At 69.4% G+C, this 26,957-nt stretch carries 28 protein-coding genes and 2 pseudogenes; 15 read left to right on the top strand and 15 right to left on the bottom strand.

What is annotated here, in order from left to right; all coding sequences use genetic code 11:
* The first annotated feature begins 58 nt into the window (after window positions 1–58).
* Both ACKTSN_RS15110 and ACKTSN_RS15105 read left to right on the top strand, forming a co-directional pair.
* Window positions 59–724, top strand: a complete 666-nt coding sequence (locus ACKTSN_RS15110; RefSeq protein ID WP_409469614.1) for a response regulator transcription factor — start codon at window positions 59–61, stop codon at window positions 722–724.
* Window positions 721–2,169, top strand: coding sequence for a sensor histidine kinase (locus ACKTSN_RS15105; protein ID WP_409469613.1), 1,449 nt, complete (start codon window positions 721–723; stop codon window positions 2,167–2,169). The genes ACKTSN_RS15110 and ACKTSN_RS15105 overlap by 4 nt, the downstream gene beginning before the upstream one ends.
* 10 nt (window positions 2,170–2,179) lie before the next feature.
* Here ACKTSN_RS15105 and ACKTSN_RS15100 read toward each other — a convergent pair whose 3' ends face one another.
* From ACKTSN_RS15100 to ACKTSN_RS15085, 4 genes are all read right to left on the bottom strand, one after another.
* Window positions 2,180–2,656 carry a MarR family winged helix-turn-helix transcriptional regulator gene (locus ACKTSN_RS15100; RefSeq protein WP_224735346.1) on the bottom strand — a complete coding sequence of 159 codons (477 nt, stop codon included), beginning with the start codon at window positions 2,654–2,656 and terminating at the stop codon, window positions 2,180–2,182.
* Between the two features lie 93 nt (window positions 2,657–2,749).
* Complete coding sequence (locus tag ACKTSN_RS15095; RefSeq protein WP_409469612.1) at window positions 2,750–3,547, bottom strand: AIM24 family protein; 798 nt, start codon at window positions 3,545–3,547, stop codon at window positions 2,750–2,752.
* On the bottom strand, window positions 3,544–4,194 hold the full coding sequence (locus tag ACKTSN_RS15090) for an AIM24 family protein (RefSeq protein WP_409469611.1): 651 nt from the start codon (window positions 4,192–4,194) through the stop codon (window positions 3,544–3,546). The genes ACKTSN_RS15095 and ACKTSN_RS15090 overlap by 4 nt, the downstream gene beginning before the upstream one ends.
* Before the next feature lies 1 nt (window position 4,195).
* The gene (locus tag ACKTSN_RS15085; protein ID WP_129800694.1) at window positions 4,196–4,828 is read right to left on the bottom strand and encodes an AIM24 family protein; all 633 of its coding nucleotides are present in this window, start codon (window positions 4,826–4,828) and stop codon (window positions 4,196–4,198) included.
* Window positions 4,829–5,013: 185 nt separating this feature from the next.
* Between ACKTSN_RS15085 and ACKTSN_RS15080 the strand changes: the two genes are divergently transcribed.
* Together ACKTSN_RS15080 and ACKTSN_RS15075 are read left to right on the top strand one after the other, a co-directional pair.
* Window positions 5,014–5,358, top strand: a complete 345-nt coding sequence (locus tag ACKTSN_RS15080; protein ID WP_224735349.1) for a DUF3817 domain-containing protein — start codon at window positions 5,014–5,016, stop codon at window positions 5,356–5,358.
* Window positions 5,355–5,492, top strand: a pseudogene (locus tag ACKTSN_RS15075) (thiamine-binding protein); the annotation flags it as partial. The gene ACKTSN_RS15080 and the pseudogene ACKTSN_RS15075, both read left to right, overlap by 4 nt.
* 143 nt (window positions 5,493–5,635) lie before the next feature.
* On the opposite strand, the gene ACKTSN_RS15070 reads toward ACKTSN_RS15075, so the two are convergent.
* Genes ACKTSN_RS15070 through ACKTSN_RS15060 form a run of 3 tightly spaced genes read right to left on the bottom strand, consistent with a single transcriptional unit; the run spans window position 5,636 to window position 6,284 of the window.
* Window positions 5,636–5,869: a hypothetical protein gene (locus ACKTSN_RS15070; protein ID WP_409469610.1), complete on the bottom strand. Its 234-nt coding sequence runs from the start codon at window positions 5,867–5,869 to the stop codon at window positions 5,636–5,638.
* Window positions 5,857–6,081 carry a hypothetical protein gene (locus tag ACKTSN_RS15065; protein ID WP_409469609.1) on the bottom strand — a complete coding sequence of 75 codons (225 nt, stop codon included), beginning with the start codon at window positions 6,079–6,081 and terminating at the stop codon, window positions 5,857–5,859. The genes ACKTSN_RS15070 and ACKTSN_RS15065 overlap by 13 nt, the downstream gene beginning before the upstream one ends.
* A complete protein-coding gene (locus tag ACKTSN_RS15060) occupies window positions 6,078–6,284 on the bottom strand; it encodes a hypothetical protein (RefSeq protein ID WP_409469608.1) in 207 nt (68 codons plus the stop codon). The genes ACKTSN_RS15065 and ACKTSN_RS15060 overlap by 4 nt, the downstream gene beginning before the upstream one ends.
* 108 nt (window positions 6,285–6,392) lie before the next feature.
* Here ACKTSN_RS15060 and ACKTSN_RS15055 point away from each other — a divergent pair, with 108 nt between their 5' ends.
* Window positions 6,393–7,598 carry a helix-turn-helix transcriptional regulator gene (locus tag ACKTSN_RS15055; RefSeq protein WP_409469607.1) on the top strand — a complete coding sequence of 402 codons (1,206 nt, stop codon included), beginning with the start codon at window positions 6,393–6,395 and terminating at the stop codon, window positions 7,596–7,598.
* A gap of 66 nt (window positions 7,599–7,664) precedes the next feature.
* Here ACKTSN_RS15055 and ACKTSN_RS15050 read toward each other — a convergent pair whose 3' ends face one another.
* Window positions 7,665–8,243 carry a recombinase family protein gene (locus tag ACKTSN_RS15050; RefSeq protein WP_409469606.1) on the bottom strand — a complete coding sequence of 193 codons (579 nt, stop codon included), beginning with the start codon at window positions 8,241–8,243 and terminating at the stop codon, window positions 7,665–7,667.
* A 484-nt stretch (window positions 8,244–8,727) separates the two neighbouring features.
* Entirely contained in the window at window positions 8,728–10,125 is a 1,398-nt protein-coding gene (locus ACKTSN_RS15045; RefSeq protein ID WP_409469605.1) for a recombinase family protein, read from the bottom strand.
* A gap of 32 nt (window positions 10,126–10,157) precedes the next feature.
* Here ACKTSN_RS15045 and ACKTSN_RS15040 point away from each other — a divergent pair.
* From ACKTSN_RS15040 to ACKTSN_RS15025, 4 genes and pseudogenes are all read left to right on the top strand, one after another.
* Window positions 10,158–10,310: pseudogene (locus ACKTSN_RS15040) on the top strand (thiamine-binding protein); the annotation flags it as partial.
* A gap of 281 nt (window positions 10,311–10,591) precedes the next feature.
* A complete protein-coding gene (locus tag ACKTSN_RS15035) occupies window positions 10,592–11,101 on the top strand; it encodes a MarR family winged helix-turn-helix transcriptional regulator (RefSeq protein ID WP_224735351.1) in 510 nt (169 codons plus the stop codon).
* Between the two features lie 43 nt (window positions 11,102–11,144).
* Window positions 11,145–11,483 (top strand): DUF3817 domain-containing protein, encoded by a 339-nt coding sequence (locus tag ACKTSN_RS15030; protein ID WP_409469604.1) that lies wholly within the window; start codon window positions 11,145–11,147, stop codon window positions 11,481–11,483.
* Between the two features lie 117 nt (window positions 11,484–11,600).
* Window positions 11,601–13,301 carry an acyl-CoA mutase large subunit family protein gene (locus ACKTSN_RS15025; protein WP_409469603.1) on the top strand — a complete coding sequence of 567 codons (1,701 nt, stop codon included), beginning with the start codon at window positions 11,601–11,603 and terminating at the stop codon, window positions 13,299–13,301.
* Between the two features lie 133 nt (window positions 13,302–13,434).
* Here the strand turns inward: ACKTSN_RS15025 and ACKTSN_RS15020 are convergent, their stop codons facing one another.
* Complete coding sequence (locus tag ACKTSN_RS15020) at window positions 13,435–14,052, bottom strand: TetR/AcrR family transcriptional regulator (RefSeq protein WP_409469602.1); 618 nt, start codon at window positions 14,050–14,052, stop codon at window positions 13,435–13,437.
* Window positions 14,053–14,296: 244 nt separating this feature from the next.
* On the opposite strand from ACKTSN_RS15020, the gene ACKTSN_RS15015 reads away from it, so the two are divergent.
* The 4 genes from ACKTSN_RS15015 to ACKTSN_RS15000 all read left to right on the top strand — a co-directional run bounded on the left by ACKTSN_RS15015 (window position 14,297) and on the right by ACKTSN_RS15000 (window position 18,611).
* Window positions 14,297–15,271 (top strand): tetratricopeptide repeat protein, encoded by a 975-nt coding sequence (locus ACKTSN_RS15015; RefSeq protein WP_409469601.1) that lies wholly within the window; start codon window positions 14,297–14,299, stop codon window positions 15,269–15,271.
* A gap of 649 nt (window positions 15,272–15,920) precedes the next feature.
* Window positions 15,921–16,556 (top strand): DUF6230 family protein, encoded by a 636-nt coding sequence (locus ACKTSN_RS15010; protein WP_409469600.1) that lies wholly within the window; start codon window positions 15,921–15,923, stop codon window positions 16,554–16,556.
* 125 nt (window positions 16,557–16,681) lie between these two features.
* Window positions 16,682–17,251: a DUF6114 domain-containing protein gene (locus ACKTSN_RS15005; RefSeq protein ID WP_409469599.1), complete on the top strand. Its 570-nt coding sequence runs from the start codon at window positions 16,682–16,684 to the stop codon at window positions 17,249–17,251.
* On the top strand, window positions 17,241–18,611 hold the full coding sequence (locus tag ACKTSN_RS15000; RefSeq protein WP_409469598.1) for a hypothetical protein: 1,371 nt from the start codon (window positions 17,241–17,243) through the stop codon (window positions 18,609–18,611). The genes ACKTSN_RS15005 and ACKTSN_RS15000 overlap by 11 nt, the downstream gene beginning before the upstream one ends.
* 105 nt (window positions 18,612–18,716) lie before the next feature.
* On the opposite strand, the gene pyk is transcribed toward ACKTSN_RS15000, so the two are convergent.
* The 3 genes from pyk to pta form a co-directional block, all read right to left on the bottom strand.
* Window positions 18,717–20,147, bottom strand: coding sequence for a pyruvate kinase (gene pyk / locus ACKTSN_RS14995; RefSeq protein ID WP_409469597.1), 1,431 nt, complete (start codon window positions 20,145–20,147; stop codon window positions 18,717–18,719).
* Between the two features lie 74 nt (window positions 20,148–20,221).
* Window positions 20,222–21,436: an acetate kinase gene (locus ACKTSN_RS14990; protein ID WP_409469596.1), complete on the bottom strand. Its 1,215-nt coding sequence runs from the start codon at window positions 21,434–21,436 to the stop codon at window positions 20,222–20,224.
* On the bottom strand, window positions 21,433–23,523 hold the full coding sequence (pta, locus tag ACKTSN_RS14985; RefSeq protein WP_409469595.1) for a phosphate acetyltransferase: 2,091 nt from the start codon (window positions 23,521–23,523) through the stop codon (window positions 21,433–21,435). Before pta ends, ACKTSN_RS14990 begins: the two co-directional genes overlap by 4 nt.
* Before the next feature lie 188 nt (window positions 23,524–23,711).
* Here pta and ACKTSN_RS14980 point away from each other — a divergent pair, with 188 nt between their 5' ends.
* Window positions 23,712–24,737 (top strand): ATP-dependent 6-phosphofructokinase, encoded by a 1,026-nt coding sequence (locus ACKTSN_RS14980; protein WP_409469594.1) that lies wholly within the window; start codon window positions 23,712–23,714, stop codon window positions 24,735–24,737.
* Between the two features lie 12 nt (window positions 24,738–24,749).
* Here the strand turns inward: ACKTSN_RS14980 and ACKTSN_RS14975 are convergent, their stop codons facing one another.
* Window positions 24,750–25,463, bottom strand: a complete 714-nt coding sequence (locus ACKTSN_RS14975) for a helix-turn-helix domain-containing protein (protein ID WP_409469593.1) — start codon at window positions 25,461–25,463, stop codon at window positions 24,750–24,752.
* Window positions 25,464–25,649: 186 nt separating this feature from the next.
* Between ACKTSN_RS14975 and ACKTSN_RS14970 the strand changes: the two genes are divergently transcribed.
* Complete coding sequence (locus ACKTSN_RS14970; RefSeq protein ID WP_409469592.1) at window positions 25,650–26,099, top strand: PPOX class F420-dependent oxidoreductase; 450 nt, start codon at window positions 25,650–25,652, stop codon at window positions 26,097–26,099.
* An 18-nt stretch (window positions 26,100–26,117) separates the two neighbouring features.
* Here the strand turns inward: ACKTSN_RS14970 and ACKTSN_RS14965 are convergent, their stop codons facing one another.
* Window positions 26,118–26,957: a carbohydrate ABC transporter permease gene (locus ACKTSN_RS14965; protein ID WP_409469591.1), complete on the bottom strand. Its 840-nt coding sequence runs from the start codon at window positions 26,955–26,957 to the stop codon at window positions 26,118–26,120.

The following is a 26,957-nucleotide window of genomic DNA, read 5'->3' as shown; positions in this document are numbered from 1 at the left end:
GAAGCCCGCCTGAAGCCTCCTGAAGATCACTTCAGGTTCGGTTTGCGACCCTTGGGGCATGCGCCTGCTGATCGTGGAGGACGAAAAACGCCTCGCCCTGTCCCTGGCCAAGGGCCTGACGGCGGAGGGCTACGCGGTGGACGTCGTCCACGACGGCCTGGAGGGACTGCACCGGGCGAGCGAGTCGCCGTACGACCTGATCGTGCTCGACATCATGCTCCCCGGCATGAACGGCTACCGCGTCTGCTCCGCCCTGCGCGCCGCCGGCAACGACGTACCCATCCTCATGCTCACCGCCAAGGACGGCGAGTACGACGAGGCCGAGGGCCTGGACACCGGCGCCGACGACTACCTGACGAAACCGTTCTCGTACGTCGTCCTGGTCGCCCGGGTCAGGGCGCTGCTGCGCCGCCGCGGCCAGCACGGCGCCTCGCCCGTCCTCGACCTCGGTGCCCTCCGGGTCGACACCGTGGCCCGCCGGATCGCCCTGGACGGGGAGGAGATCGCCCTGACCACCAAGGAGTTCGCCGTCCTGGAGCAGCTGGCGGTGCGGGCCGGGGCAGTGGTGTCCAAGCCCGAGATCCTGGAACACGTCTGGGACTTCGCGTACGAGGGCGATCCGAACATCGTCGAGGTGTACGTCAGCGCCCTGCGCCGCAAGCTGGGCGCCGGGCTCATCCGCACGGTCCGCGGCGCCGGATACCGTCTGGAGGCGCCGAGATGAGGCGTCTGTTCAGTTCCGTACGGGCCCGGGCCACGCTCGCCGCCACGCTCGTCGTCGCCGTGGCCCTGGTCGCCGCGGGGGCCGCCGTACTGATCTCCCTGTACTCCAACCTCACCGAGCAGGCCGGGACCGAGGCGGAGCGCACGGCCCGCGAGGTCGCCGCCGAGCTCGCGGGCGGCAGGACCTCCGAGCAACTGTCGCTGGACGACGACGACCGGCCGGTCCAGGTCGTCGCCGAGGACGGCACGCTGGTCGCGGCCACCGAGGGCCTGGAGCGGATCAGCGGCACGGGAACCGGGGCGGTGCGCCCGCAGCCCCAGCCGTCGGCCCCGACGACCAGCGCCCCCGGCGACGACGAGGATGACGACGACGACGATGACGACGACGGCTCGACGGGGAGCGCCACCCTCCGTCCGGGCGAGATCGGCGAGGACGCGAGCTTCACCGACGGCTCGGCGACGGTCGACGGCACCACGGCGGACTACCGTTTCGCCGCCGTGCCGGTCGAGGTACCCGACCGGGGCACGTTCACCGTGTACGCGGGCGGGCCGCTGGCCGCCGAGCAGAGCGCGGTGAGCACCGCGCAGACCGTCATGCTGATCGGCTTCCCGCTGCTGCTGGGCGTCGTCGCAGGCGTGACCTGGCTGGTCACCCGGCGCGCACTCCGACCGGTCGAGGGCATCCGGCGCGAGATGGCCGAAATCACCGCCTCCGAGGACCTGTCCCGGCGGGTGCCCGAACCGGACACCCACGACGAGGTCGCCCGGCTCGCCAGCACCACCAACGAGACGCTGGCCGCGCTGGAGACCTCGGTGGAACGCCAGCGGCGGTTCGTCGCCGACGCCTCGCACGAGCTGCGCAGCCCCATCGCGTCCCTGCGGACCCAGCTCGAAGTGGCCGCCGCGCACCCGGAGTTGCTGGACCTCGACGGGGCCGTGGAGGACACCGTACGACTCCAGCGGCTCGCCGCCGATCTGCTGCTGCTCGCCCGGCTGGACGCGGGGGAGCGGCCCATCAGCGACGCCCGGGTGGACCTCGCCGCGCTGGCCCGGGAGGAGGCCGCGGGCCGGAAGAACGTGACGGTTCGGGCCGAGTCCCTCGAAGTGGCCGGATCCCGCGGTCAACTGGGGCGCGTGTTGGCCAATCTGCTGGACAACGCCCAGCGGCACGCCCGCTCTGCGGTCACCGTGGTCGTACGCCGGGAGGGGGACCGGGCCGTGCTGCAGGTGGCCGACGACGGCGACGGGGTGTCCGCGGCGGACCGGGAGCGGATCTTCGAGCGGTTCGTACGGCTGGACGCGGCCCGCAGCCGGGACGAGGGCGGCGCGGGGCTGGGCCTGGCCATCGCCCGCGATGTCGCCACCCGCCACGGCGGCACGCTCACCGTCCAGGACGCACCGGCAGGCGGAGCCCAGTTCGAACTCCGTCTGCCGCTCGCCCGGTGACGCCTCCCGGTCAGGGGCGGCCGCGGTGCCCACGCAGGTGTTCCGCGATGGGTTTGAGGGCCTTGTCGAGCTCCGTCAGTGCCTCGGGTGACAGCAGGTCGATGAAGTGCCTGCGCACGGACGCCACATGGTGGGGCGCGACCTTCTGCATCGTCTCCATGCCATGCTCGGTGAGGACCGCGTACAGTCCGCGCCGGTCGGACTCGCAGTTCTCCCGGCGCACCAGGTTGGCGTTCTCCATGCGGGTGATCTGGTGCGAGAGACGGCTCTTGGACTGCAGGGTGGCGGAGGCGAGGTCGCTCATCCGCATCCGGAAGTCCTCCGACTCGGAGAGATTCACCAGGATCTCGTAGTCGTTCATCGTCAGGCCGAACGGCTGCAGGTCCTTTTCGAGCTGGTACGTCAACAGCCTGTTGACCTCCAGGTGGGTGCGCCAGGCACACTGCTCCGCATCGGTCAGCCAGCGCGTGGCCGTTTCGGTCTCCATGAATGAAGTCTACCTAAGAAAGTTGAAAGGCGAACTAGTGAGGGTGGCGTGACGGTGCGCACGCGTTCGACGTCACACTCCGCAGACTACCGCTCACAGCCCGAAGCGACGCTGGAGGTCTCCGAGCTGTCCGGGAAAACGCGGTGCGCCGCCTTGCGATCCGTGCCCTCCGGTCACCCCGCCGCCACCAGGTACCCCGGCCTGCTGTGGAGTCGCCCCCGTGGCCTGCTCCGCCATCAGAGCCTCGGACGACTGGAGCAGCACGGTGCCGGCTCCCACGAACTCGAACTGATGCTCCTCTCCGGAGGCCCCGCCGAGGCCCGTCAGTGCACGTAGACCGCCCATTACGCCCGTCATGTAGCCATGGTCGTAGTGGTGGCACGGAGACGGGCAGTCGGCCCAGCCGACGAGCGCCTGCGGATCCACCCGGATCGGGGGATCCATGAACACCACCGGACCGTTAGATGCGGCCACGAACTTTCCGGTTCCGATGAGTGTCAGAAAGCCCGGCACGATCGACTGCTTGAGTGCCAGAGTTGGCTGAAAAGCGAGCAGGTTGCCCGAGCGAATGGTCAGATTGCCGTCCTCCAGGTCGTACGAATTCACGTCGAAGGCCCGGTCGGCGAGGAGCATCTTGCCCGAGCCCTCCGCCACCACCCAGTCGCTCGCGTGCAGAGGCGAATGAAAGGACGAACGGACAAGTCGGTCGAGTCGGCCGTGCCCGATGCCGTTGAAGTCGATCGAGCCGTAGTAGGCGATCATCTTCCCCTTCTGCAGGAACCACTGGGTCCCCTTGAGCTCCACGCAGAAGGTGTACGCGTTGACGTTGTCGTCGGCGGGCAGGGTTGCCGGATCGTGGACGACGGGGCCGGCTCCGGGATGGGTGGTCACAGCTTCTCCTCCGACGCCTGGACGTACACCGCACCGCTGCCGCTCAGCTCCAGCTGGAACGCCTCGCCGGAGCCACGGCCCACCATGTCCCGCCAGCCCAGCGCGGTCGACAGTTTGTTGCGCACGTCGCCGTGGTGGGCGACGTAGGCCTGGGGGTCGACGTGCACGGGACGCTGCGGGGTGATCGGGACCTCGAACACGCCGCCATGGGCCATGACGGCGACGGACCCGTGCCCTTTGAGGGTGGTGGTGAACAGCCCCTGCCCGGTGACCTGTCCCCGGACCATGCCCATGACGCCGCCCTGCGAGCCCATGAACATGGTGCCCTGCTGGAGGGTGCCCTCGAAGGCGAGGAGCCGGTCCGCCTCGACGTAAAGGGTGTCGCCGGCGAGGTCGATCACCTGGACGTGGTGGCCGCCGTGCCCGAAGAGCACGGTGCCGCTGCCTTCGACGGTCATGAGCGGGGTGTCCTCGTCGGCGACCCGGCGCCCGATCATCGACATGATCCCGCCCTGGCCGCCGCTCATGTTGGGCGTGAAGGTCACCTCGCCCTTGTAGGCGAGCATGGCGCCGCGCTGACTGAACAGCCGCTGCCCCGGCATGACGGTCGCCTCGACCATCCTGGAGTTGATCTCACGGAAGGCCATGTCACACGTCTCCCGCGATCGTGTTCCGCTCGCTCGGCTGGACGTAGACGAGCCCGTCCCCCTCGAACCGGATCTGGAAGGCCTCGCCGCCGCCTTCCCCCATGAACGTGCGGAATGTCACACCGGACTGGAAGGACTGCCGCAGGTTCCCCTGGTGCGCGACATACGCGCCCGGGTCGACGGTCAGCGGGTACTGCGCGCTCACCCGCAGCACGACTGCCGGCCCGTCCGACATGATCGCCGCCTGCCCGTGCCCCTCGACGGTGGTGGTGAACAGCCCGTTGCCCTGCGAGGCGCCGCGCAGCCCGGTGAACGACGTGCCCGTGCGCAGGCCGGCCTCGGTCGCCAGCAGATTGCTCGACTCCACGTACAGCTTCTCCCCTCGGAGGCCGACGAGGTTGATCTCGGAGGCACGGTCGGCGAACCAGCAGGTTCCGTGTCCCTTCACCTCCATCATGGTCATCTGTTCACCGGTGATCCGCCGGGTCACCATCCCCCGGATGCCCTCACCGCCGCCGCTCATCTTCTTGAAGGCCATCTGCCCGTCGTACGCGACCATCGAGCCGTTCTTCGCCCTCACGGCGTCCCCGGTCATGTCGACGGCGAGCACCTTGCTGCCTTGAAGTCGGAACATCGCCACGCTTGCGACGGTAACCGGCGAGGGGGCTCGTCGACAGGGCCTGTGGACGGAGACGACCCCGAGGTCCCCCTTACGGGGGCGGCCCCCCAACCCGGCGTCCGGACGGCGTTTGCCACAATGGCCGAGCGTTTGTGCGTCCGTTCACAAAGCGACGAAGACTCTCCCACCGAAGGTGACCCGTGGATCTCAAGACCGCCACCGCCCTCCGCCGCCTCCGTCTGGTCTCGGCTCCGGAGGCCGTGTCCTTCCTCATCCTGCTCGTCTGCTCGGTGCTGAAGCGGACCACGGACTTCAACGCGGTGCCCTTGATGGGCGCGGTCCACGGCTTCCTCTTCATCCTGTACGTGATGTTCTGGGCGGACGCCTGGAACCGCGCGAAGTGGCCCTTCGGCCGGGCTGCGCTCTACTTCGTCCTCTCCGTGCTGCCCACCGGCGGCTTCTTCGCCGAGCGCATGCTCAAGCGTGAGGCCGAGAACGCCGTGATCGCGTCCCGCGCCCGCAAGGAAGGGACCGTGAACGCGTGATCGTCGCCTTCTCCGTGACGCCGCTGGGTGTCGGCGAGGACGTCGGGGAGTATGTCGCCGAGGCTGTCCGGGTGGTCCGTGAGTCGGGGCTGCCGAACCGTACCGACGCGATGTTCACGTCGGTCGAGGGTGAAAGAGTAAAGCTCTGAGGACATGGATCGAGGGGGCTCGGCGCACGTGAAAGGCCCCGCCCGTGCACCTCGGAGAAGCACGCGGACGGGGCCAGGTGCCGACTCGCTGAGCCGTGTTGCTCGCCGTCGCTCAGCGGGTCGGGGCTCTACTCGTCGCGGGTCACGCGGGCATGGTCGGTGAACTCGCGCCGGAACAGCTCGTGTCCGGTGCGTCCGGTGTGCCGTAGCGCCCAGTCCTGGGCGTCGTTCGGGTCGCCCTGAGGGCCGGACGATTCCCCGCACTCGTACGTCACACAGAACAGCTCGGCCGTGATGCCGCCCTCCGGGGCGTGCCGGATCGTGTGGTTGACGTAACGCAGGACGGTCCTCACCTTGTCCACCTCCTGGAAGCGTTCACCTCGCGCACCTTGGCGCGCAGCTCATCGGACGTAGTGGCCTCTCTGAGGGACTGCGGGGGTACGTCCCACTCGATGCCTCCACCAGGTGGGCGGAGTTGCACGTACGGGCCTTCTGAGCCCATGACCACGCCGAGGCGATCGTTCCTGGTGTCCACGGCCAGCGTGCCGACCTCGGGAGCGTCCTGAACTGTCATGAGTGCCCCCGACGGATCACTTCGGCGAGTTTCGACACGGTGTCGGCGTCGGCGCGCCCCATGTCCACCAGGGACAGCCCGGACGTGACGGCTGCCAGGTCCATACGCAGCGAGGGCAATGTGATGCCCGCACCCGCCAGGGCCTCCCGCAGTTCGTCCGCCGCCCTGTCGGCGTGCTGCCATGCGTCGTCTCTCTGCGTCATTGTCACGGTGCTCCCTCGCTCAGCTCACACGTACGGTCCAGAGTCCGCGCATGGGTGATCTCGGACGAGCGGCCTTCTGTAGGCCCGTGTGTAGACCACACTTGGGGCATGCGCGGGGAGACAGCGGCACAGATGATCCGACGGTTGCGGAAGGCGAAGGGCTGGAGTCAGGCCAGGCTGGCCCGTGAGACGTGCCGGGCCGCCGGCGTCGCGTTGGACACCCTGGGGCGCCAGGAGATCTATCGGTACGAGAAGGCCACTCGCACGCCCCGAGAGTGGCTGCCGTTCCTCGCTGCGGCCCTGGGCGTGCCCGTGGTCGAGTTGGAAGCGGCGGCGGCCACCAGGGCGGAGGAGGCGACCCCTGCCACCATCGCCGACTTCCTGCCCGACGGGGACCCGCTGGCGCCCCTGGCCAGCCGACTCGGGCGACGCGTCGGCAAGGCTCAAGTTGGCGACCTGGAACGGCGCGTCCACGGGCTCAGGCTCGCTGACGATGTGTTGGCAGGCGGTGACCTGATGGGGCCCGCTCTGCGTGAACTCCGGTCCGCTGTACGGCTGTTCCGCGAGGGCAGCCACTCGGAGGAGGTGGGGCGCGCGCTGCTCCAGGCCATCGGGGAACTCGCCCAGATCGCGGGATGGATCGCCAGTGACGCCGGACAGCACACCGAGGCTGAGCGGATCTACCGTCTCGGCCTGTCGGCAGCGCACACGGCAGGAGACGCGACCTTGGCGGGCAACCTGCTGGGTTCACTGGCCTACCAGCGCACGAACACGGGGGATGTGCGCGAAGGGCTGACCATGGCCCGCGCGGCCCTGCAAGGCGCCGCAGAGGCTCCGCCACGGGCACGCGCCTTGTACTGGGACCGGGTGGCGTGGGCGCACACCAAGGTGGGGGAGGCCCAACCGGCGATGCGGGCACTGGGAGAGGCGGGGGAAGCCCTGGGGGAACACGGCGGGGAGGAGGAGCCCGATTACCTCTACTGGGTGGACGCCGGGGAACTCCAGGTCATGGAGTCCCGCGTCTACACCGAGCTGCGTCGTCCGCTCCGGGCCGTCCCGTTGCTCCGGGATGTCCTCGGGCGGTACGACGCCACGCACACGCGGGAACTCGCGCTCTACCTGTCGTGGCTGGCCGTGGCCTATGCGGACGCCAACGAGCCCGAGGCGGCGGCGGCGACGGCGGAGCGGGTCATCACGCTGTCCGCCGACGTGGCCAGCGAACGGACGGCGGAGCGAGTGCGGGTCGTGCTGACCAGGCTGGAGGACTTCCGGGACGTGCCGGAGGTCCGAGACGTACTGGACAGTGCCGCATGAGCCAGCGGACGTGAAGAGGGCCACCTCCTCATGGGGGAGGTGGCCCGGAGGTACGCCGACGCTGGCCTACTCGGCGTCGCTCAGCGCCCGGTAGAGCGTCGCGCGGCTCACGCCCAGGGCCTTGGCGATGGCCGTGACGCTCTCGCCCTTGGCGCGGCGGGCCTGGGCGGCGGCGAGCTTGTCGGTGTCCATGACGGTCGGCCGTCCGCCCGTACGGCCCTGCGCGCGGGCCGCTTCCAGTCCTGCGCGGGTGCGGTCCTTGATCAGGGAGCGCTCGAACTCCGCCATGGCGCGCACGACTTGGAGCATGAGGCGTCCGTCCGGGGTGTTCGGGTCGATGCTCGCCAGGGCTCCCGTGAGGACCTTGAAGCCGATCCCGCGTGCCGCCAGGGTGTCCACCATGGTCACCAGGTCGATCAGGGAGCGGGCGAAGCGGTCCAGCTTCCACACGCACAGGGTGTCTCCGGGGCGGAGGTAGTCCAGGATGGCCGCCAGCTCGGGGCGGTCGGTGTTCTTCCCGCTGGCTTTGTCCGTGAAGATCCGGGAGCAGCCCGCCTCCGCCAGAGCGTCGAGCTGGAGCTGTGCCTCCTGGTCGTCGGTGGAGACGCGGGCGTAGCCGATGAGGTGTCCGGAGTTCGTGTTCACGATGAGATCGTCTCATAACTCGTCTCACAATGTCAGGTGCTCCGGCGAAGTTCTGAGACGGGTTTTGAACGCGCTTCCGGGGCTCCCGGGGCCGATGTGGCGGGTGTTTCACAAGCCATCGATTCCGAGACGGCCGCCAGTCGTCACCCGACGTGATCAATCGCAGGCGCCGCGCCCCGAATCGAGGCCAAAAAACTGCCTCTCGTACCAACTTCCTATGGGGGGTCACAGAGGAAGAAGTACGCAGAGGCAGTTTTTTGGCCTCACTCGGCGGGGTGTGGGCCGTCTTCTTGGCGACCCTGGAACCCGTAACGCCTCTGAGTCGCCATACGCTTGCGGGGCGTGATGTTCGGCTGAGGGGGGTGTCCCCCAACCTCACCGACCGTCGGTCACTCGGCGTCAGGCACCTCGCGGCCACTCTCGTGCACGAACGGCCCGCCACCGGATCGGAGTCCGGTAACGTGCCGTGAACGGCACTCGGGGGCTACAGGATTTCGCTCAGGGCGAGCCCGTCCAGCTCCCCCTGTGGCGCCTTCTCTGGCGTTGGCCCCCAGGCTACGGTCAGGCGGTCGGCCAGTTGCTTCGGGTGGAGCGTCACCCGCAATCCCATGCCCGCCAGGAGGCGGGACCGGTCCGGTACGTCGTACATCTCCCAAGCCTGCGCCATGGTCCGTCCGGTGGCCACCTGGACTTCCCGGACGTCGGGGTCATGCGCGGCCCTCAGACGGGCGTACGTGTCTTCGAGGTCCTGGGCCAAGCTCTCCAGTGTCCCCAACATCAGCGGGCCGGCGGTGGCCATGCGTGCGGCCAGACGCTCCGCCTGTTCCTTCGCTTCGAGTAGTTCGGCGGACAAGTCGTTGCCGCCCTCCAGCCGAATGACGGTCTCTGCGTAGGAGCCGAAGGTCGTCAGGAACTCCGCCTCCACGCGGCCGTCCAGCGTCTCCGCGTAGATGGTGACGTGGCCCGCCTTGCAGCGGTACAGGGGGACGCCCTTGTCCGATGTGCCGCCGTTCAACTTCCCGGCGCATCGGTAGCAGGACGCCATGCCGGAACACATGGGCGTGGCGCGGCGCGGGGCACGGTCCTGGCCCGTGGCCAGAGCCAGCATGCGCTCCCGGACTCTGAGCAACTCAGCGGCGGACAGGATCGGTTCGGCGAACTTCGCGGGCGTGATGCCGTCCGTCTCGCAGACCAGTTCGCCCTTGTGCGCGCGCTGGCCTCGCAACGTGGGGGACTTCAGGAGCCGTCGCCACTGAGGCTCAGACAGGTCCGTCATGCGTGCCGTGGCGGCCACCGTGGAGCCGTTGACGAGAGCCGCGACGGCTTTGCGGATCTTCGCGGCCTGGTCGTCGTCGATGGCGAGGTAAGCGGCGCCATCCCGACGCTCGATGCGGTAGCCGTACGGGGGGCGGCCTGAGGACCAGCGGCCTTGACTCCGGCGTGTGGCGTGCCCGTCGGTGATGCGGGACGCGATCACGTTGCGCTCCCATTCGGCGAGCGCTGCCAGGACCGTGGCCACCATGCGCCCGGTCGGAGTCGTCGTGTCGATGGCGTTGTCCGTGGTGGCAACCGACGCGCCGTGCGCTTCGGCCCAGGCGACCAGCCGCAGGAACTCGGACACGGACCTGGCGAAGCGGTCCAGCTTCCACGCCACGACCACGGTGGGGCGGGCGGCCATCAGGGCGGCCATTCCCTTACGTGCTTCCAGCGGCTTCGCACCGGATACGCCGGCGTCGATGTACTCGACGGCGTCCGCCGGGTCGTACCCGTGGGCGAGTAACCAGCGGTGAGCGAAGGACCTCTGGGTTTCAAGGCTGGCGCTGTCGTCGGACTCGCGTGACAGCCGGAGGTAGATGGCGATGACCGCCCGTTGTTCCGTCATGTGCTCCAAGATACGCATGTTCCGGTGAGTAGGACGAGGTCATGGACGTCGTCAGGCGTGCTGTCGCTGCCGTGGAGGAGCGGGCGCCGCGCGTGTCCCTGGTGCTCAAGGCGGATATCCGGCCCGGAGTGATGGACGGACTCACGTCCAAGGTGGAGACGGTGGAGCGGTACCTCGCGGAATAGGCACCGGTCGGACTGGCCGCTGCTAACCGTGCTGCTGTGCGGCTTGGGGGGCCGGGGGGCGCGCAGCCCGGCGCTGCGGGGGTGCCTCCCCCACTCTCGGCTTCGCTCGAGCGGGGGGACCCCCATCGCCCGCCCGTGCCGCCCCAGCGGCACGACTGCCCGCAGCTACGGCGGCACGACTGCCCGCGGCTCGACGCGGTACGTGCCCGCGGGCTGACGAGTTCGACCGAAGGGCGAGACGGGGCTGACCGTGATATGACCGGCCGGTAAGGTCTGGTGTCGTGCCGAAGCCGCTCAGCCTTCCCTTCGATCCCATCGCCCGCGCTGACGAGCTCTGGAAGCAGCGCTGGGGCAACGTGCCGTCCATGGCCGCGATCACCTCGATCATGCGGGCGCACCAGATCCTGCTCGCCGAGGTCGACGCGGTCGTCAAGCCGTACGGGCTGACCTTCGCGCGCTACGAGGCGCTGGTGCTGCTCAACTTCTCCAAGGCCGGCGAGCTGCCGATGTCGAAGATCGGCGAGCGCCTCATGGTGCATCCGACGTCCGTGACGAACACCGTGGACCGTCTGGTGAAGTCCGGCCTGGTGGACAGGCGACCCAACCCCAACGACGGCCGCGGCACGCTCGCCGTCATCACGGACAAGGGCCGCGAGGTCGTCGAGGCGGCCACCCGCGACCTGATGGCGATGGACTTCGGACTCGGCGTGTACGACGCCGAGGAGTGCAACGAGATCTTCGCGATGCTGCGTCCGCTACGGATCGCCGCGCACGACTTCGAGGAGCAGTGACCCGGGGAAAGATCGCCCGGAACGGGCGGATACGCTCGACCGCATGGAAAAGAGCGTGCTGACCCGCTACCGCGTCATGGCCTACGTCACCGGTGTGCTCCTGGTTCTGCTGTGCCTGTGCATGATCGGCAAGTACGTGCTGGACATCGACGGTGCCGCGGACGCCACCCGTGTCGTCTCCATCGCGCACGGCTGGCTCTACGTCGTCTACCTGGTCTTCGCCTTCGACCTGGGTTCCAAGGCGAAGTGGCCGGTCGGCAAGCAGCTGTGGGTCCTGCTGGCGGGCACGATCCCGACGGCCGCCTTCTTCGTCGAGCGGAAGATCTCGGGCGAGCTGGAGGCCAAGGTCGCCCAGGACGCGCCGGCGCCCGCGAAGGCGTGAGCACCCCGCCGTACGCTCACGCGTACGGCGGCCCCTTTCCCCCGGTTACCAGGGCGTTCCGCTGAATCCTCCCTCTGCCGTCGACATTTACTAGGACGTCCAAGTAAATTGGAGGGCATGGACGCTGACGCCATCGAGGAGGGCCGCCGCCGCTGGCAGGCCCGGTACGACGCCGCGCGCAAGCGCGAGGCCGACTTCACCACGCTCTCCGGGGACCCCGTGGAGCCGGTGTACGGTCCCCGGCCCGGGGACACCTATGAAGGCTTCGAGCGGATCGGCTGGCCGGGGGAGTACCCCTTCACGCGCGGCCTCTATCCGACCGGCTACCGGGGGCGTACGTGGACCATCCGGCAGTTCGCCGGGTTCGGGAACGCGGAGCAGACCAACGAGCGCTACAAGATGATCCTCGGCAACGGCGGAGGCGGGCTCTCGGTCGCCTTCGACATGCCGACCCTCATGGGCCGCGACTCCGACGACCCGCGCTCGCTCGGCGAGGTCGGCCACTGCGGGGTGGCGATCGACTCGGCGGCCGACATGGACGTGCTGTTCAAGGACATTCCCCTCGGCGACGTCACCACCTCGATGACGATCAGCGGTCCGGCGGTCCCCGTCTTCTGCATGTACCTGGTCGCCGCCGAGCGCCAGGGCGTCGACCCCGGCGTCCTCAACGGCACGCTGCAGACGGACATCTTCAAGGAGTACATCGCGCAGAAGGAGTGGCTCTTCCAGCCCGAGCCGCATCTGCGTCTCATCGGCGACCTGATGGAGTACTGCGCCGAGCGCATCCCCGCCTACAAGCCGCTGTCCGTCTCCGGCTATCACATCCGGGAGGCCGGGTCGACGGCCGCGCAGGAACTGGCGTACACGCTGGCGGACGGCTTCGGGTACGTGGAGCTGGGGCTGTCGCGCGGGCTTGACGTGGACGTCTTCGCGCCGGGGCTGAGCTTCTTCTTCGACGCGCACGTCGACTTCTTCGAGGAGATCGCCAAGTTCCGGGCGGCGCGCAGGATCTGGGCGCGCTGGATGCGGGACGTGTACGGGGCGAAGTCCGAGAAGGCCCAGTGGCTGCGCTTCCACACGCAGACCGCCGGAGTCTCGCTGACGGCCCAGCAGCCGTACAACAACGTCGTCCGTACGGCCGTGGAGGCGCTGGCGGCGGTGCTCGGCGGCACGAACTCGCTGCACACCAACGCGCTCGACGAGACGCTTGCGCTGCCGAGTGAGCAGGCGGCGGAGATCGCGCTGCGTACCCAGCAGGTGCTCATGGAGGAGACCGGCGTCGCCAACGTGGCCGATCCGCTGGGCGGTTCGTGGTACGTCGAGCAGCTGACCGACCGGATCGAGGCCGACGCCGAGAAGATCTTCGAGCAGATAAAGGAGCGGGGGCTGCGGGCGCATCCCGATGGGCGGCACCCGATCGGGCCGATCACGTCCGGGATTCTGCGGGGGATCGAGGACGGGTGGTTCACCGGCGAGATCGCGGAGTCCGCGTTCCGGTACCAGCAGGCTCTGGAGAAGGGGGACAAGAAGGTGGTGGGCGTGAACGTCCACACCGGGTCCGTCACCGGGGATCTGGAGATTCTGCGGGTGAGTCATGAGGTGGAGCGGGAGCAGGTGCGGGTGCTTTCCACGCGGCGTACGGGACGGGATGACGCGGCTGTGCGTGGTGCGCTGGACGCGATGGTTGCGGCTGCGCGGGGTGGGGGCAACATGATCGAGCCGATGCTGGATGCTGTGCGGGTGGAGGCGACGCTGGGGGAGATCTGTGGGGTGCTGCGGGATGAGTGGGGGGTGTACACCGAGCCGGCCGGCTTCTGAGGTTCCTGGCGTCCGTACGGGCGTCGGGTGGGTCGCGCAGCCCGGCGCTACGGGGCGCCGCTGCGCCCACCCGTGCCGCCCTGAGGGTCCTCCCAGGCCCTTAAGGCACTGGGGGAGGCACGACTGCCCGCAGCTACGAAGACGGCGTCAGCCCCAGTAGCAGCACCCGGGTGAAGCTTCGTACCCAGTCCTCGTCCGCCGGTTCCGCGCTCACCAGGGTGCGGTGGACCACCGCGCCCGCGACCATGTCGAAGATCAGGTCCACCGTGCGGGCCGATTCCGCCGGGTCCGTCTCGGGGGGAAGCTCCCCACGCGCCTGGGCGCGGGACCGGCCCTCCAGGACCAGGCGTTTCTGGCGGTCGACGATCGACGTGCGGATGCGCTCGCGCAGCGCCTCGTCGCGCGTCGACTCCGCGACCACTGCCATCAGGCCGCTCTTGGCCTCCGGGCGGGCCAGGATCGCGGCGAACTGCAGGACGACGCCCTCGATGTCGGCGGCCAGTGAGCCGCGGTCGGGCAGGCGCAGTTCGTCGAAGAGTTCCGCCACCGCGTCGACGACCAGTTCGTTCTTGCCCGCCCAGCGGCGGTACAGCGTCGTCTTCGCAACCCCGGCCCGCGTCGCCACGTCCCCCAAGGTGAGCTTGGACCAGCCCAGTTCGACCAGAGCCGCCCGGGTCGCGGCCAGAATCGCGGTGTCGGCGGCGACGCTGCGCGGGCGTCCGGTGCGGCTGGCGGGGGTGCGGCTCTGCATCCCCCGACCCTAACTGGCCGGTTCTGGGGGCAGTGAGGGAGATCACCGGGCGGCGGTGCCACGCGGGCCTTGCATGGCATTACGCTACGACTCGTAGCGAAAGCTCGTGGACGGCGTACGCGAGCGACGACCACTGGGCGTGGGGTGGGGACCCGGCGCCGCAGACCACGCAGTCGGCCACCCTTCCGGGTCCGGCTTTCACGGCGCTTTTCACACACGCGCGGGAACGGGGGAGGATAGACGCATGCAGCCACGGAACATGTCCATGAGCGGCGTCGTCGACCTCGCCGCGGTGAAGGCGGCCCAAGAGGCCAAGGCGAAGGCGGAGCAGGCGCGCGCCGAAGCAGCCCGGAAGGGCGGGGGCGGGGCCGTCTCCCCGGCCGATCTCGTCATCGACGTCGACGAGGCCGGATTCGAGCAAGACGTCCTGCAGCGCTCCGCCGAGGTCCCGGTCGTCATCGACTTCTGGGCCGAGTGGTGTCAGCCCTGCAAGCAGCTCAGCCCCGTCCTGGAGCGGCTCGCCGTCGAGTACAACGGCCGCTTCGTCCTCGCCAAGATCGACGTCGACGCCAACCAGATGCTGATGCAGCAGTTCGGGATCCAGGGGATCCCGGCGGTCTTCGCCGTCGTCGCGGGCCAGGCGCTGCCGCTCTTCCAGGGAGCGGCCGGTGAGGCGCAGATCCGGCAGACCCTCGACCAGTTGGTGACGGTCGCCGAGCAGCGCTTCGGGCTGACCGGCCTGACCGTCGACCCGGAGGCCGAGCCGGGCGGCCAGGCAGCCCCGGCGCAGGCGCCGGCCGGGCCGTACGACGCCCTGCTGAACGCGGCGGCGCAGGCACTGGACGCGGGCGACCTGGGCGGGGCCGTCCAGGCGTACAAGAACGTGCTCGCCGACGACCCCGGCAACCCGGAGGCCAAACTCGGCCTGGCGCAGGCGGAGTTGCTCCAGCGGGTGCAGGGCCTGGACCCGCAGCGGGTGCGCAAGGAGGCGGCCGAGAAGCCGGCCGACGCGCAGGCGCAGATCGCCGCCGCCGACCTGGACCTGGTGGGTGGTCATGTCGAGGACGCGTTCGGGCGGCTCATCGACACCGTGCGGCGTACGGCGGGCGAGGACCGGGATGCCGTACGTCTGCGGCTGCTTGAGCTGTTCGAGGTGGTCGGCGCCGACGATCCGCGGGTGACCGCGGCGCGCCGGGCGCTTGCCCGCGCCCTGTTCTGAGCGGGGCGGAGGACCTGTTCCGCGGGCCTCCCGGCGCCATGAGGCGGCTGGTGTCCGAGTGACGGAACTGCCGACGGAGGGCCACTGCGGCCGCGCTTTACCAAATCTTGGTAATCGCGGCCGCTGTTACTGCGAGTAAGTCGCGGGCGCTGATCTGTCGGATTCTGTCCAGTGATCAATAGTTTTGTCCTCCCCCTGGTTGCCACCCAGCGTCGCTGAGCGAGACCGAGGGGTCGTTGTTCGGTTATCCGGCCGTTACTAGTGAGTAACGAACCCCCTTGTGCGGGCGGCGAGAATGCACCACGATCGGCGACGCTCGGTCCATTCCCGCACCCCGACAGCCGGTCGGGTCACGGGATTTCCTGGGTCCCCACCGAGCAGAGTCGACGGCAGTGACGCCGGCTCTTGGACAGGGGGGTCTTCGCCCACCGGCGAAGCCTGTCCAGCAAGGTTGTGCGTGATGCGTGTCAGGCGCGACCAGTGGTTGTCGCTCGGGGGTGATCGCCGGTGATTCGGGCACGGTTCGCGCCGCCGAGCGCAGGCGCTCTCCTTCCCGAGGACGTAGCACTTCTCCCATCCCTGCCCCCGCTGAGCCGTCGTCCGAGGGCGAGCCGGGTGCCAGGAGATGTACGTCCGAGAAGGAGGAAATATGGAGTCCCAGGTGCGTGGTGGGACCAGATGGAAGCGGTTCGCTGTGGTCATGGTGCCCAGCGTTGCCGCCACGGCATGCATAGGTGTCGCACTAGCTCAGGGCGCTCTGGCCGCGTCGTTCAGCGTTTCCGGCCAGTCGTTCAAGGTCACGACGAAGCAGCTCGACGGTACGGGCTTCTCGCAGTACGGCGCCCTTGACGAGGGCTACACGCTCGACGGCAAGAAGACGGTTCACCCCGTCGCCGTCTCGGCGTTCAAGTCGGCGACCATCAAGAGCCTGTGCCAGTCGGTCGTCACCCCGAACATTCCGGTGCTCGGGAACGTCAGCCTGATCCTGCGGGCCGGTGACGGCGCCACTCCGGTCAAGGCCGAGAACCTGTACATCGACGTCGCCCAGCTCGAGGCCGACGCGACGTTCCGGGGCATCGACATCGGTGTGGCCGCCAAGGACGCCAGCAAGGGTCCGGGCATGAAGGGCGGCGGCGAGCAGTCGAACCCCTTCGGGTTCGCCCAGCAGGCCGACTCGGTCACCCTGACCGACGTGAAGCAGACGGCGTGGGCGACCACCGCCGGAACCTTCAAGCTCAGCGGCCTGAAGATGTCGCTGTCGACGGGTGTCAAGGAGTGCTACTAGGCACTCTCTGACGGGCGGGGGAGCCGATGGCGCCCCCGCCCGTCCACTCTCCGCCCCAACTGCACCGCATCTGCGCGCAGTACATCTCTCCACCACAGCAACGCCGTTCCAGGGAGCTGTTTTCCATGAGCGCCGAGACTCCTGCCGCGCCCGGCCACGACGAGCACTACCTCCGGGTCTTTCGGCGGAACTTCCGCGCCTGGCGGGGCACAAGGCCTTTCTGGGCCGGCCTGTTCGTCATGCTCGGCGGACTCCCCATCGCCTACTTCCCGTACGCAAACCTCCAGATCGGCCACCTGACGCTGGCGATGGCCACCACCGCGGGTGCCGGATCCCTGATCATCGGCGTGCTGCTCGTCGTCCTGGGCTTCAGCCTCTGGTTCCAGAAGCACGTCCGCACCTTCGCGGGCGTCGCGGCGATCCTGCTGGCGCTGGTGTCCATCCCGGTGTCCAACCTCGGCGGTTTCCTCATCGGCTTCCTGTTGGCCCTAGTCGGCGGCGCGATGGCCGTGGCATGGGTCGAGGGCGCGCCGCCCGCGCCGGAACAGGCGCAGGCGGACACCACGGGAACGGGCGGTGCCCCCGAGGGCGCGGTAGCGCCGGGCACCGCAGTCGCGGACGGGGTGGGCAAGTCCAACGATCTGTCAGGAACGAGCCCCGGCAACGAGGCGAACGGGAGGCACAGTGCCGGCTGACGAGGTGACCCACGGGACTGAAGTGGACGAGTCCCGTGTGAGAACCGGGCCGCGCCACGCGGCACCCAAGAAGCCGCTGTTCACCAGGTTCCACATGCCGGCCGGCAAGGCGATAGCCCTCGCGGCGATGCCCACGGCGGTCCTCATGGGGATGGGGTTCACACCGAAGCTCGCCCTCGCCGAGGACCAGCCGGCCTCCCGGAGCCTGACGGCCGACGAGTACAAGGACTGCGTCGCCGCCCTGGAGGAGGCCGAGAACGGCTCCTCCGAGTCGGCCACGCCGTCGCCCTCGGCGTCGGCGAGCGAGAGCGCGTCCGCGGATGGGGCGAAGCCGAGCCCGTCGGCGTCGTCGGGCGCATCGTCCTCTTCCGGGAGTTCGGGGAGTTCGGACTCCTCGGGCAGCGACTCTTCGTCGGATTCAGGTGCCGACGACGAGGCCGAGCCCACGCCGTCGCCCTCCGCGTCGGAGAGCAAGGAGTCCGAGCCGGCCGGTGACGAGACGTCGTCGCCGTCGCCGTCCGAGAGCGACAAGGGCGTGCTGGAGACCATCGGCGACGCGGTCACGGGCGTCGTCGACACCATCACCGGCGCCGGCCAGGAGACCGCGAGCCCGACACCGTCCCCGTCCGCCTCGGCGAGCCCCAGCGCGAGCGAGGCCCCGTCGTCGGGGAGTTCGGGGAGCACCGAGGACTCCGGCAAGGACACGTCCGACCCCGTCGAGGAGATCACCGACACGGTCGGGGAGACCGTCGAGGACCCCGCCGGTGTGGCGTCCGAGGCGGCCGAGGACGCGGGCGAGGCGGCCGAGGACGCGGGCGAGGTCGCGCAGGAGGCCACCGCCTCCCCGACCCCGAGCCCCTCGGCGAGCTCCACCACGGACGTGGACGACTGCCCGGTCGCCACCGACGAGGAGGGCGGCGTCGACAACAAGGTGCCGCTGCCCGACGACCCCTGGTTCCTGGACGCCAGTTCGCTGCTGCTGAAGGGCGCCGACTACCAGGGCATCGTCAAGGTGAAGACCGCCAACGGCACGGTCAAGGACGTACTGAAGTACGTCATATCGGACGGCACCGACATCGGCGACCTGCACCAGACGGTGAAGGACGAGCAGTCGGGCAAGACGTACCACGTACAGGCGGCCGAGGGCTCGACGTCCACCATCCGCGACGGTGAGACGGTGATGTACACCGAGCGCATCTCCGGCAACCTGCTGGGCGCGATCCCGGTCACCTTCGACCCGGAGCACCCGCCGCCGCTGAACATCCCGCTGATCTACTTCACCAACGTGAAGGTCCAGCAGGCCGGCCAGTTCGGCGGGACCCTGCACGTGCCCGGGCTGCATCAGTACATCACCGACTGAGCGCCCCTCAAGCCCGTTCGGGAGCCGCACACAGCTGAGGGCGCCCCCTGGTCGCAGGGGGCGCCCTCAGTGCCGTACGAGGGCGGTCGCGCGCCCGACGGCGTGTCAGTCGCGGTCGCTGCCGCCGAGGTGGTGGACGCGGACCATGTTGGTGGTGCCGGGGACGCCGGGGGGCGAACCGGCGGTGATGATCATGATGTCGCCCGGGTCGAAGCGGTTGAGCTTGGCGATCTCCTGGTCGACCAGGTCGACCATCTCGTCGGTGCTGTTCACGAACGGCACGACGTGCGACTCGACGCCCCAGCTGAGCGTCAGCTGGTTGCGGGTGGACTCGTCCGTGGTGAACGCCAGGATCTGCTGGGTGGCGCGGTAGCGGCACAGCCGCCGGGCCGTGTCACCGGACTGGGTGAACGCCACCAGGCCCTTCCCGCCGAGGAAGTCCGCGATCTCGCAGGCGGCACGGGCGACCGAACCACCCTGCGTGCGCGGCTTCTTGCCCGGGACGAGTGGCTGGAGTCCCTTGGACAGCAGCTCCTGCTCGGCCGCCTGGACGATCTTCGACATCGTCTTGACGGTCTCGATCGGGTACGCGCCCACGCTCGACTCGGCGGACAGCATGACCGCATCGGCGCCGTCCAGGATCGCGTTGGCCACGTCGGAGGCCTCGGCGCGGGTCGGCCGGGAGTTGGTGATCATCGACTCCATCATCTGGGTCGCCACGATCACCGGCTTGGCGTTACGGCGGCACAGCTCGATCAGGCGCTTCTGCACCATCGGGACCTTCTCGAGCGGGTACTCGACGGCCAGGTCGCCGCGCGCGACCATCACACCGTCGAACGCCATCACGACGTCCTCCATGTTCGCCACCGCCTGCGGCTTCTCCACCTTGGCGATGACCGGGACGCGGCGGCCCTCCTCGTCCATGACCCGGTGGACGTCGTGCACGTCCTTGGCGTCCCGGACGAAGGACAGGGCCACCAGGTCGCAGCCCATGCGCAGCGCGAAGCGCAGGTCCTCGACGTCCTTCTCGGACAGCGCCGGGACGTTGACGGCCGTGCCGGGCAGGTTGATGCCCTTGTGGTCGGAGATGACGCCGCCCTCGATGACGATCGTCCTGACCCGCGCGCCCTCGACGTCCAGCACCTTCAGTTCGACGTTGCCGTCGTTGATCAGGATCTGGTCGCCGCGCGCGACGTCGCCGGGCAGACCCTTGTAGGTCGTCCCGCAGATCGTCTTGTCGCCCGGGACGTCCTCGGTGGTGATGGTGAACTCGTCACCGCGTACGAGCTCCACCGGCCCCTCGGCGAAGGTCGCGAGGCGGATCTTCGGGCCCTGCAGGTCGGCGAGGACACCGACGGCCCGGCCGGTCTCCTTGGCGGCGGCCCGGACCCGGTCGTACCGCCCCTGGTGCTCGGCGTGCGTGCCGTGGCTGAAGTTGAAGCGGGCCACGTTCATGCCGGCCTCGATCAGCGCGACCAGTTGCTCGTGGGAGTCGACCGCGGGGCCGAGAGTGCAGACGATTTTCGAACGGCGCATGGGGGCGATCCTATCGGTTTGTTTCGCTGCGGAATATTCCGTCTGGCGGAAAATACAAAAGGGCGGGATGCCGCTCAGGTGAGGTTCTGTGACCCCTTTACCAGCGCGTACGTCTGTGTCGCGATCTCCAGTTCCTCGTCGGTCGGCACGACCGCCACGGCCACCCTGGCGGACTCGGGCGAGATCAGTCGCGGTGCGTCGCCGCGTACGGCGTTCAGCTCGCTGTCCACCGCCAGGCCCAGCTCCTGAAGGCCCGCCACCGCGGCTTCCCGCACGGGCGCCGCGTTCTCGCCGACCCCGGCCGTGAACGCGATCGCGTCCACCCGGCCGAGTACCGCGTAATAGGCGCCGATGTACTTCTTCAGGCGGTGAATGTAGATGTCGAAGGCGAGTTGCGCCTGTTCGTCACCCTCGTCGACCCGGCGGCGGATCTCCCGCATGTCGTTGTCCCCGCACAGACCGATCAGCCCGCTCTTCTTGTTGAGAAGAGTGTCGATCTCGTCGGCGGACATTCCGCCAACACGCATCAAATGGAAGATGACGGCCGGGTCCATGTCTCCGGAACGCGTACCCATCACGAGCCCCTCCAGAGGCGTCAGCCCCATCGAGGTGTCCACGCACCGGCCGCCCCTGACCGCCGAGGCGGACGCCCCGTTGCCGAGGTGCAGCACGATGACGTTCACGTCCTCGGGGGCCCTGCCGAGCAGCTGAGCCGTGGCCCGGGAGACGTAGGCGTGCGAGGTGCCGTGGAAGCCGTAGCGCCGGATGCGGTGCTCGTCGGCGGTCTGCACGTCGATCGCGTAGCGGGCGGCCGACTCCGGCATCGTCGTGTGGAACGCGGTGTCGAAGACGGCGACCTGGGGCAGGTCGGGGCGCAGCGCCTGGGCCGTACGGATGCCGGTCAGGTTGGCCGGGTTGTGCAGCGGGGCGACCGGGATCAGCCGCTCGATCTCGGCGAGCACGGCGTCGTCGACGACCGTCGGCTCGGTGAAGTGCTTCCCGCCGTGCACGACCCGGTGGCCTATCGCCGCCAGCTCGGACGAGTCGAGACCGAGGCCGTCCTTGGCCAGTTCCGCCGACACGGCCTTCAGGGCGGCCTCGTGGTCGGCGATCGGCCCTGTCCACTCCCGGGCCTCGGCGCCCGTCGGCGTGTGCTTCAGGCGTGAGGTCTCCTCGCCGATCCGCTCGACGAGGCCCACCGCGAGCCGGCTGCTGTCGCGCATGTCGAGCAGCTGGTACTTCACCGACGAAGAACCGGAGTTGAGGACGAGGACGCGGGACGAGCTCACAGCTGGGACGCCTTCTGGTCGGAGGACTGGGCCTGGATCGCCGTGATGGCGACGGTGTTGACGATGTCCTGGACGAGGGCGCCCCGGGACAGGTCGTTGACCGGCTTGCGCAGACCCTGGAGCACCGGGCCGACGGCGATCGCGCCGGCCGAGCGCTGCACGGCCTTGTAGGTGTTGTTGCCGGTGTTGAGGTCGGGGAAGATCAGCACGCTGGCCTGCCCGGCGACCTCGGACTCGGGCAGCTTGGTCGCGGCGACCGTCGGCTCCACGGCGGCGTCGTACTGGATCGGCCCCTCGATCTTCAGGTCGGGCCGGCGCGAGCGGACCAGCTCGGTCGCCTCGCGCACCTTGTCGACGTCGGCGCCCGAGCCGGACGTACCGGTGGAGTACGACAGCATCGCGATCCGCGGCTCCACGCCGAACCGGGCGGCCGTGGACGCCGACTGGATGGCGATGTCGGCGAGCTGCTCGGCGTCGGGGTCGGGGTTGACCGCGCAGTCGCCGTAGACGAGCACCTTGTCGGTCAGGCACATGAAGAAGACCGAGCTGACGATCTTCGCGTCCGGCTTGGTCTTGATGATCTCGAAGGCGGGCCGGATGGTCGCGGCCGTGGAGTGCACCGACCCGGACACCATGCCGTCGGCGAGGCCCTCCTGGACCATCAGGGTGCCGAAGTAGTTCACGTCGGAGACGACGTCGTAGGCCAGCTCCACGGTCACGCCCTTGTGGGCGCGCAGCGCCGCGTACTTCTCAGCGAAGGCGTCACGCAGCTCGCTGGTGGCCGGGTCGATCAGCTGGGCGTCGCCGAGGTCGATGCCGAGGTCGGCGGCCTTCTTGCGGATCTGGTCGACGGGGCCGAGCAGCGTGAGGTCGCAGACCCGGCGGCGCAGCAGCACCTCGGCGGCGTGCAGCACACGCTCCTCGGTGCCCTCCGGCAGCACGACCCGCCGCATGTCGGAGCGGGCCTGTTCGAGCAGCTTGTGCTCGAACATCATCGGCGTCACACGGTCGCTGCTCGGGGCGCTCACCCGCTTCAGCAGATCCCCGGTCTCCACGTACCGCTCGAACAGACCGAGCGCGGTCTCCGCCTTGCGCGGGGTGGCCGCGTTGAGCTTGCCCTCCAGGGAGAACAGCTGCTCGGCGGTGGGGAAGCTGAGGCCGGGCACCGACAGCACCGGGGTGCCCGGGGCGAGGCGGGCGGCGAGGGTGAGGATGTCGTGGCCCGGCACCTCGTTCAGGGTGAGCAGGATGCCCGCTATCGGCGGGGTGCCGGCGCTGTGCGCGGCGAGCGATCCGACGACCAGGTCGGCGCGGTCGCCTGGGGTGACGACCATGCAGCCGGGGGTCAGGGCGCCCAGGAAGTTCGGCAGCATCGCCCCGCCGAAGACGAAGCCGAGCGCGTCACGGGCCAGCCCCGAGTCGTCGCCGAGCAGCACCTTGCCGCCCAGGGCCTGCGAGATCTGGGCGACCGTCGGGGCGGACAGGGCCGGTTCGTCGGGCAGGACGTAGCAGGGCACGGGCAGCCGGTCCGTCAGCCGCCGGGCGATCTCGTCGCGGTCCTCGCGGGCGACCCGGTTGGTGACCATGGCGAGGACGTCGCAGCCCAGCCCGTCATAGGCGCGGTAGGCGTTGCGGGTCTCGGCGAGCACCGACTCGGCGGCCTGCTTGCGCCCGCCCACGACGGGGATGACCGAGGCGCCGAACTCGTTGGCGAGCCGGGCGTTGAGGGACAGCTCGTCCGGGAGCTGGGTGTCGGCGAAGTCGGTGCCGAGGACGAGGACGACGTCGTAGTCCCGCGCGACGAGATGGAACCGGTCGACGAGCGTGGACACCAGCTCGTCCGTCCCCCGTTCGGCCTGCAGCGCGGAGGCCTCCTGGTAGTCCATGCCGTAGACCGTCGCCGGGTCCTGGGACAGCCGGTAGCGGGCGCGCAGCAGCTCGAAGAGGCGGTCGGGCCCGTCGTGGACGAGGGGGCGGAAGACGCCGACGCGGTCCACCTGCCGGGTCAGGAGCTCCATGACTCCCAGTTCGACGACCTGGCGGCCGTCGCCACGGTCGATACCGGTCACGTACACGCTGCGCGTCACGCGTGCTCTCCGTTTCGTCCTCGTCTACGTCACAAAAATCGCCCACCGAGGTGAGCAGAACCCTCTTGACAATACCTCTGGCCGTAGATAATGCGCCCGTCAAGACATCGTCGTGCTGAGGGACTGAGGGACGTGAAACAATCGGCAGTGGCTCACCGGTATCGACAGCGACCTGGAGACACAGCACGATGCGCATCGGAGTTCTCACCGCAGGCGGCGACTGCCCCGGCCTGAACGCCGTGATCCGGTCGGTCGTGCACCGCGCGGTCGACAACTACGGCGACGAGGTCATCGGCTTCGAGGACGGTTACGCAGGCCTGCTGGACGGCCGCTACCGCAACCTCGACCTGAACGCGGTCAGCGGCATCCTGGCCCGCGGCGGCACCATCCTCGGCTCCTCCCGCCTGGAACGCGACCGCCTGCGCGAGGCCTGCGAGAACGCGGCCGACATCGTCAGCGACTTCGGCATCGACGCACTGATCCCGATCGGCGGCGAGGGCACGCTGACGGCGGCCCGGATGCTGAGCGACGCCGGTCTGCCGGTGGTCGGCGTGCCGAAGACGATCGACAACGACATCTCGTCGACCGACCGGACGTTCGGCTTCGACACGGCGGTGGGTGTCGCCACCGAGGCCATGGACCGCCTCAAGACCACCGCCGAGTCCCACCAGCGCGTGATGGTCGTCGAGGTCATGGGCCGGCACGCCGGCTGGATCGCGCTGGAGTCCGGCATGGCGGCCGGCGCGCACGGCATCTGTCTGCCGGAGCGTCCCTTCGACCCGGCCGATCTCGTGAAGATGGTCGAGGAGCGCTTCGCCCGCGGCAAGAAGTTCGCCGTGATCTGCGTCGCCGAGGGCGCCCACCCCGCCGAGGGCACCATGGACTACGGCAAGGGCGAGATCGACCAGTTCGGCCACGAGCGCTTCCAGGGCATCGGTACGGCACTGGCGTACGAGCTGGAGCGGCGGCTCGGCAAGGAGGCCAAGCCGGTCATCCTCGGCCACATCCAGCGCGGCGGCACCCCGACCGCGTACGACAGGGTGCTCGCCACCCGCTTCGGCTGGCACGCGGTGGAGGCCGCGCACCAGGGCCGGTTCGGCCGGATGACCGCGCTGCGCGGCAACGACATCGTGATGGTGCCGCTCGCGGAGGCGGTGACCGAGCTGAAGACGGTGCCGAAGGACCGGATGGACGAGGCCGAGTCGGTCTTCTAGTAACCCGGTCTTCTAGTAACCCGATGCCCGGCTCCTGTCGACCGTCGTCCAGAAGTGCTCGACGATCCGGTCGAGGAGGTCGCGGCCGTGGTCACCGGCGTCGCCGCTGCCGCCGCCCCAGCTGAGGGTGGCGACCATCTGCCCCTGGTAGTCCTGGTGCAGTTGCTGAAGGGTGGCCTCCAGCACGCTCCGGTCCAGGGGCACGATCTTGCCCACCGGACGGACGTACGCCTGCCAGCGCGTGGTCACGGCACTGCGCAGCAGGTCGGCGAGCTTGGCCTCGCGGCCGGTGATGGTGACGAAGTCCGGCAGGCCGAGGTCCAGGACGCCGGCCAGGGCCGTGGTCTGCCGCTCGGTGCCGCGCCACTCGCCGTCCTCCTCCATCCGCAGATACGCGAGGAGTTCGAGCCCGACGCCGCGGGCGACGTCCTCCGGGGCGAGCCCGCGGGAGATGCGGTGCTCGCGCAATGTCCGTGGTCTGCCGATGAGTTCAGCCGGTGAGCACCACAACACGCCCGCGAGGGCGGTGAGTTCGGGGCTGCTGGGGTTGGCGGTCCCGCGTTCCCAGGCGATGACGAGGTCCGGGGTGACGTACGGCAGGCCGTACGAGGCACGCAGGTCGTAGGCGACGTGTTCGGGCCCCATGCCGAGGGCGGCACGGAGTCGGCGGGCGGCGGGGGCGTTGGGGGGACCGGGCTGGTTCGGTAGGGCTGGGGGTCGGCGCACGGGCACAAAGTAGGGGCGCGGGAGAGCGGTGACTACGGTCTGTTCGGCCAGGATCACGGATTGTAGGAAGATACGGTTTCGGCGGTGGATCCGGGGTGGCCGAAGATCGTCTGTCGGGGTGGGCCGGGTGATCGCGAGGATGGCGTCGGGCGGCCCGCGAGGGGCGGCTCGGGAGGAGAGTGTCCCGTGTACGAGGTGAACGGCAAGGTCGAGGGGCATGTGCGCGAGCGTCTGCTGGCCCCGAACTTCTGGCACCTGGCGACCGTCGGCCCCGACGGGGCGCCGCAGGTGTCGCCCATGTGGGCGGATCTCGAAGGTGAGTACGTCATGGTCAACACCGCGATCGGCCGCGTGAAGGAGGAGAACCTGCGGCGCAATCCCAACGTTTCGCTGTCCCACCACGACCCCGGGAATCCCTACGACCGGGTGGAGATCCGGGGACGGGTGGTGCGGTTCGTGGAGGGGGAGGAGGCGGAACGGTCGATGGACCGGCTGACGCGGAAGTACATCGGGGAGGAGCGGTATCCGTGGCTGCTGCCGGGCGAGCGGCGGGTGATGCTGCTGATCGAGCCGGTGAAGGTGCGGCGGGTTGTGGGAGTGGAGCCGTTTCGGGCGGGGATGTTGCCGGAGGGCTGATCAGAGGGTGTCCGACTCTCACCCCTTGACCGCTCCACCCAGTGCGAATCCCCCACCCAACCGCCGCGCAACCAGCACGTACAGCAGAATCACGGGCGTCGAGTAGATGATCGAGAACGCGGCCAACTGCCCGTACACCACAGTCCCTTTGTTCCCGAAGAACTCGTTGATGCTCACGGCCGCCGGCATCTGATCCGGCGTGAGCAGCAGCATGAACGGGACGAAGAAGTTCCCCCACATCATCACGAACGAGAACACCGTCACCACCGCCACCCCGGGCCCCATCAGCGGCAGCACGATCCGCACCAGCGACTGAAGCGACGACGCCCCGTCCGTCCAGGCCGCCTCCTCCAGTTCCTTCGGTACGCCGTCCATGAAGTTCTTCATCAGCCAGATCGCGAACGGAAGTTGAGAGGCCGCGAAGAAGAAGATCGTCCCCTGCATCGTGTCGATCAGGTTCACCTGCACGAACAGGGCGTACACCGGGACCATGATCGCCGTGATGGGCAGGCTCGTCGCGAAGAGGATCGTCAGGAGGAACGGGCGGTTGAGGCGGGACCGGAACCGCGACAGCGGGTAGGCGGCCAGCGCAGCGCAGGCCACCGTCAGCAGCGTGCCGCCGCCGCACAGGAGCAGGCTGTTGAGCAGCGGCGTGAAGGTGACGTCCGGCGTCAGGACCGCGTCGAAGTTGTCCAGCGTGAGGCCGTCCGGGAGCTTCACCTGGAGGTTCGCGTTCGTGTCCAGTGCGGACAGGATCACCCACAACAGGGGGAGGGAGAAGGCGGCGGCCACCACCAGGAGGCCGGCGTCGGCGGCCAGGCGGTGCGTGGTCCTGCGGGAAGAGGGAGTCCGGGGCAT

Source organism: Streptomyces flavusporus, from assembly GCF_046267975.1.
Taxonomy (GTDB): domain Bacteria; phylum Actinomycetota; class Actinomycetes; order Streptomycetales; family Streptomycetaceae; genus Streptomyces; species Streptomyces flavusporus.
The sequence above is the reverse complement of the archived record's forward strand: the minus strand, read 5'-3'. Positions and strand labels throughout refer to the sequence as shown.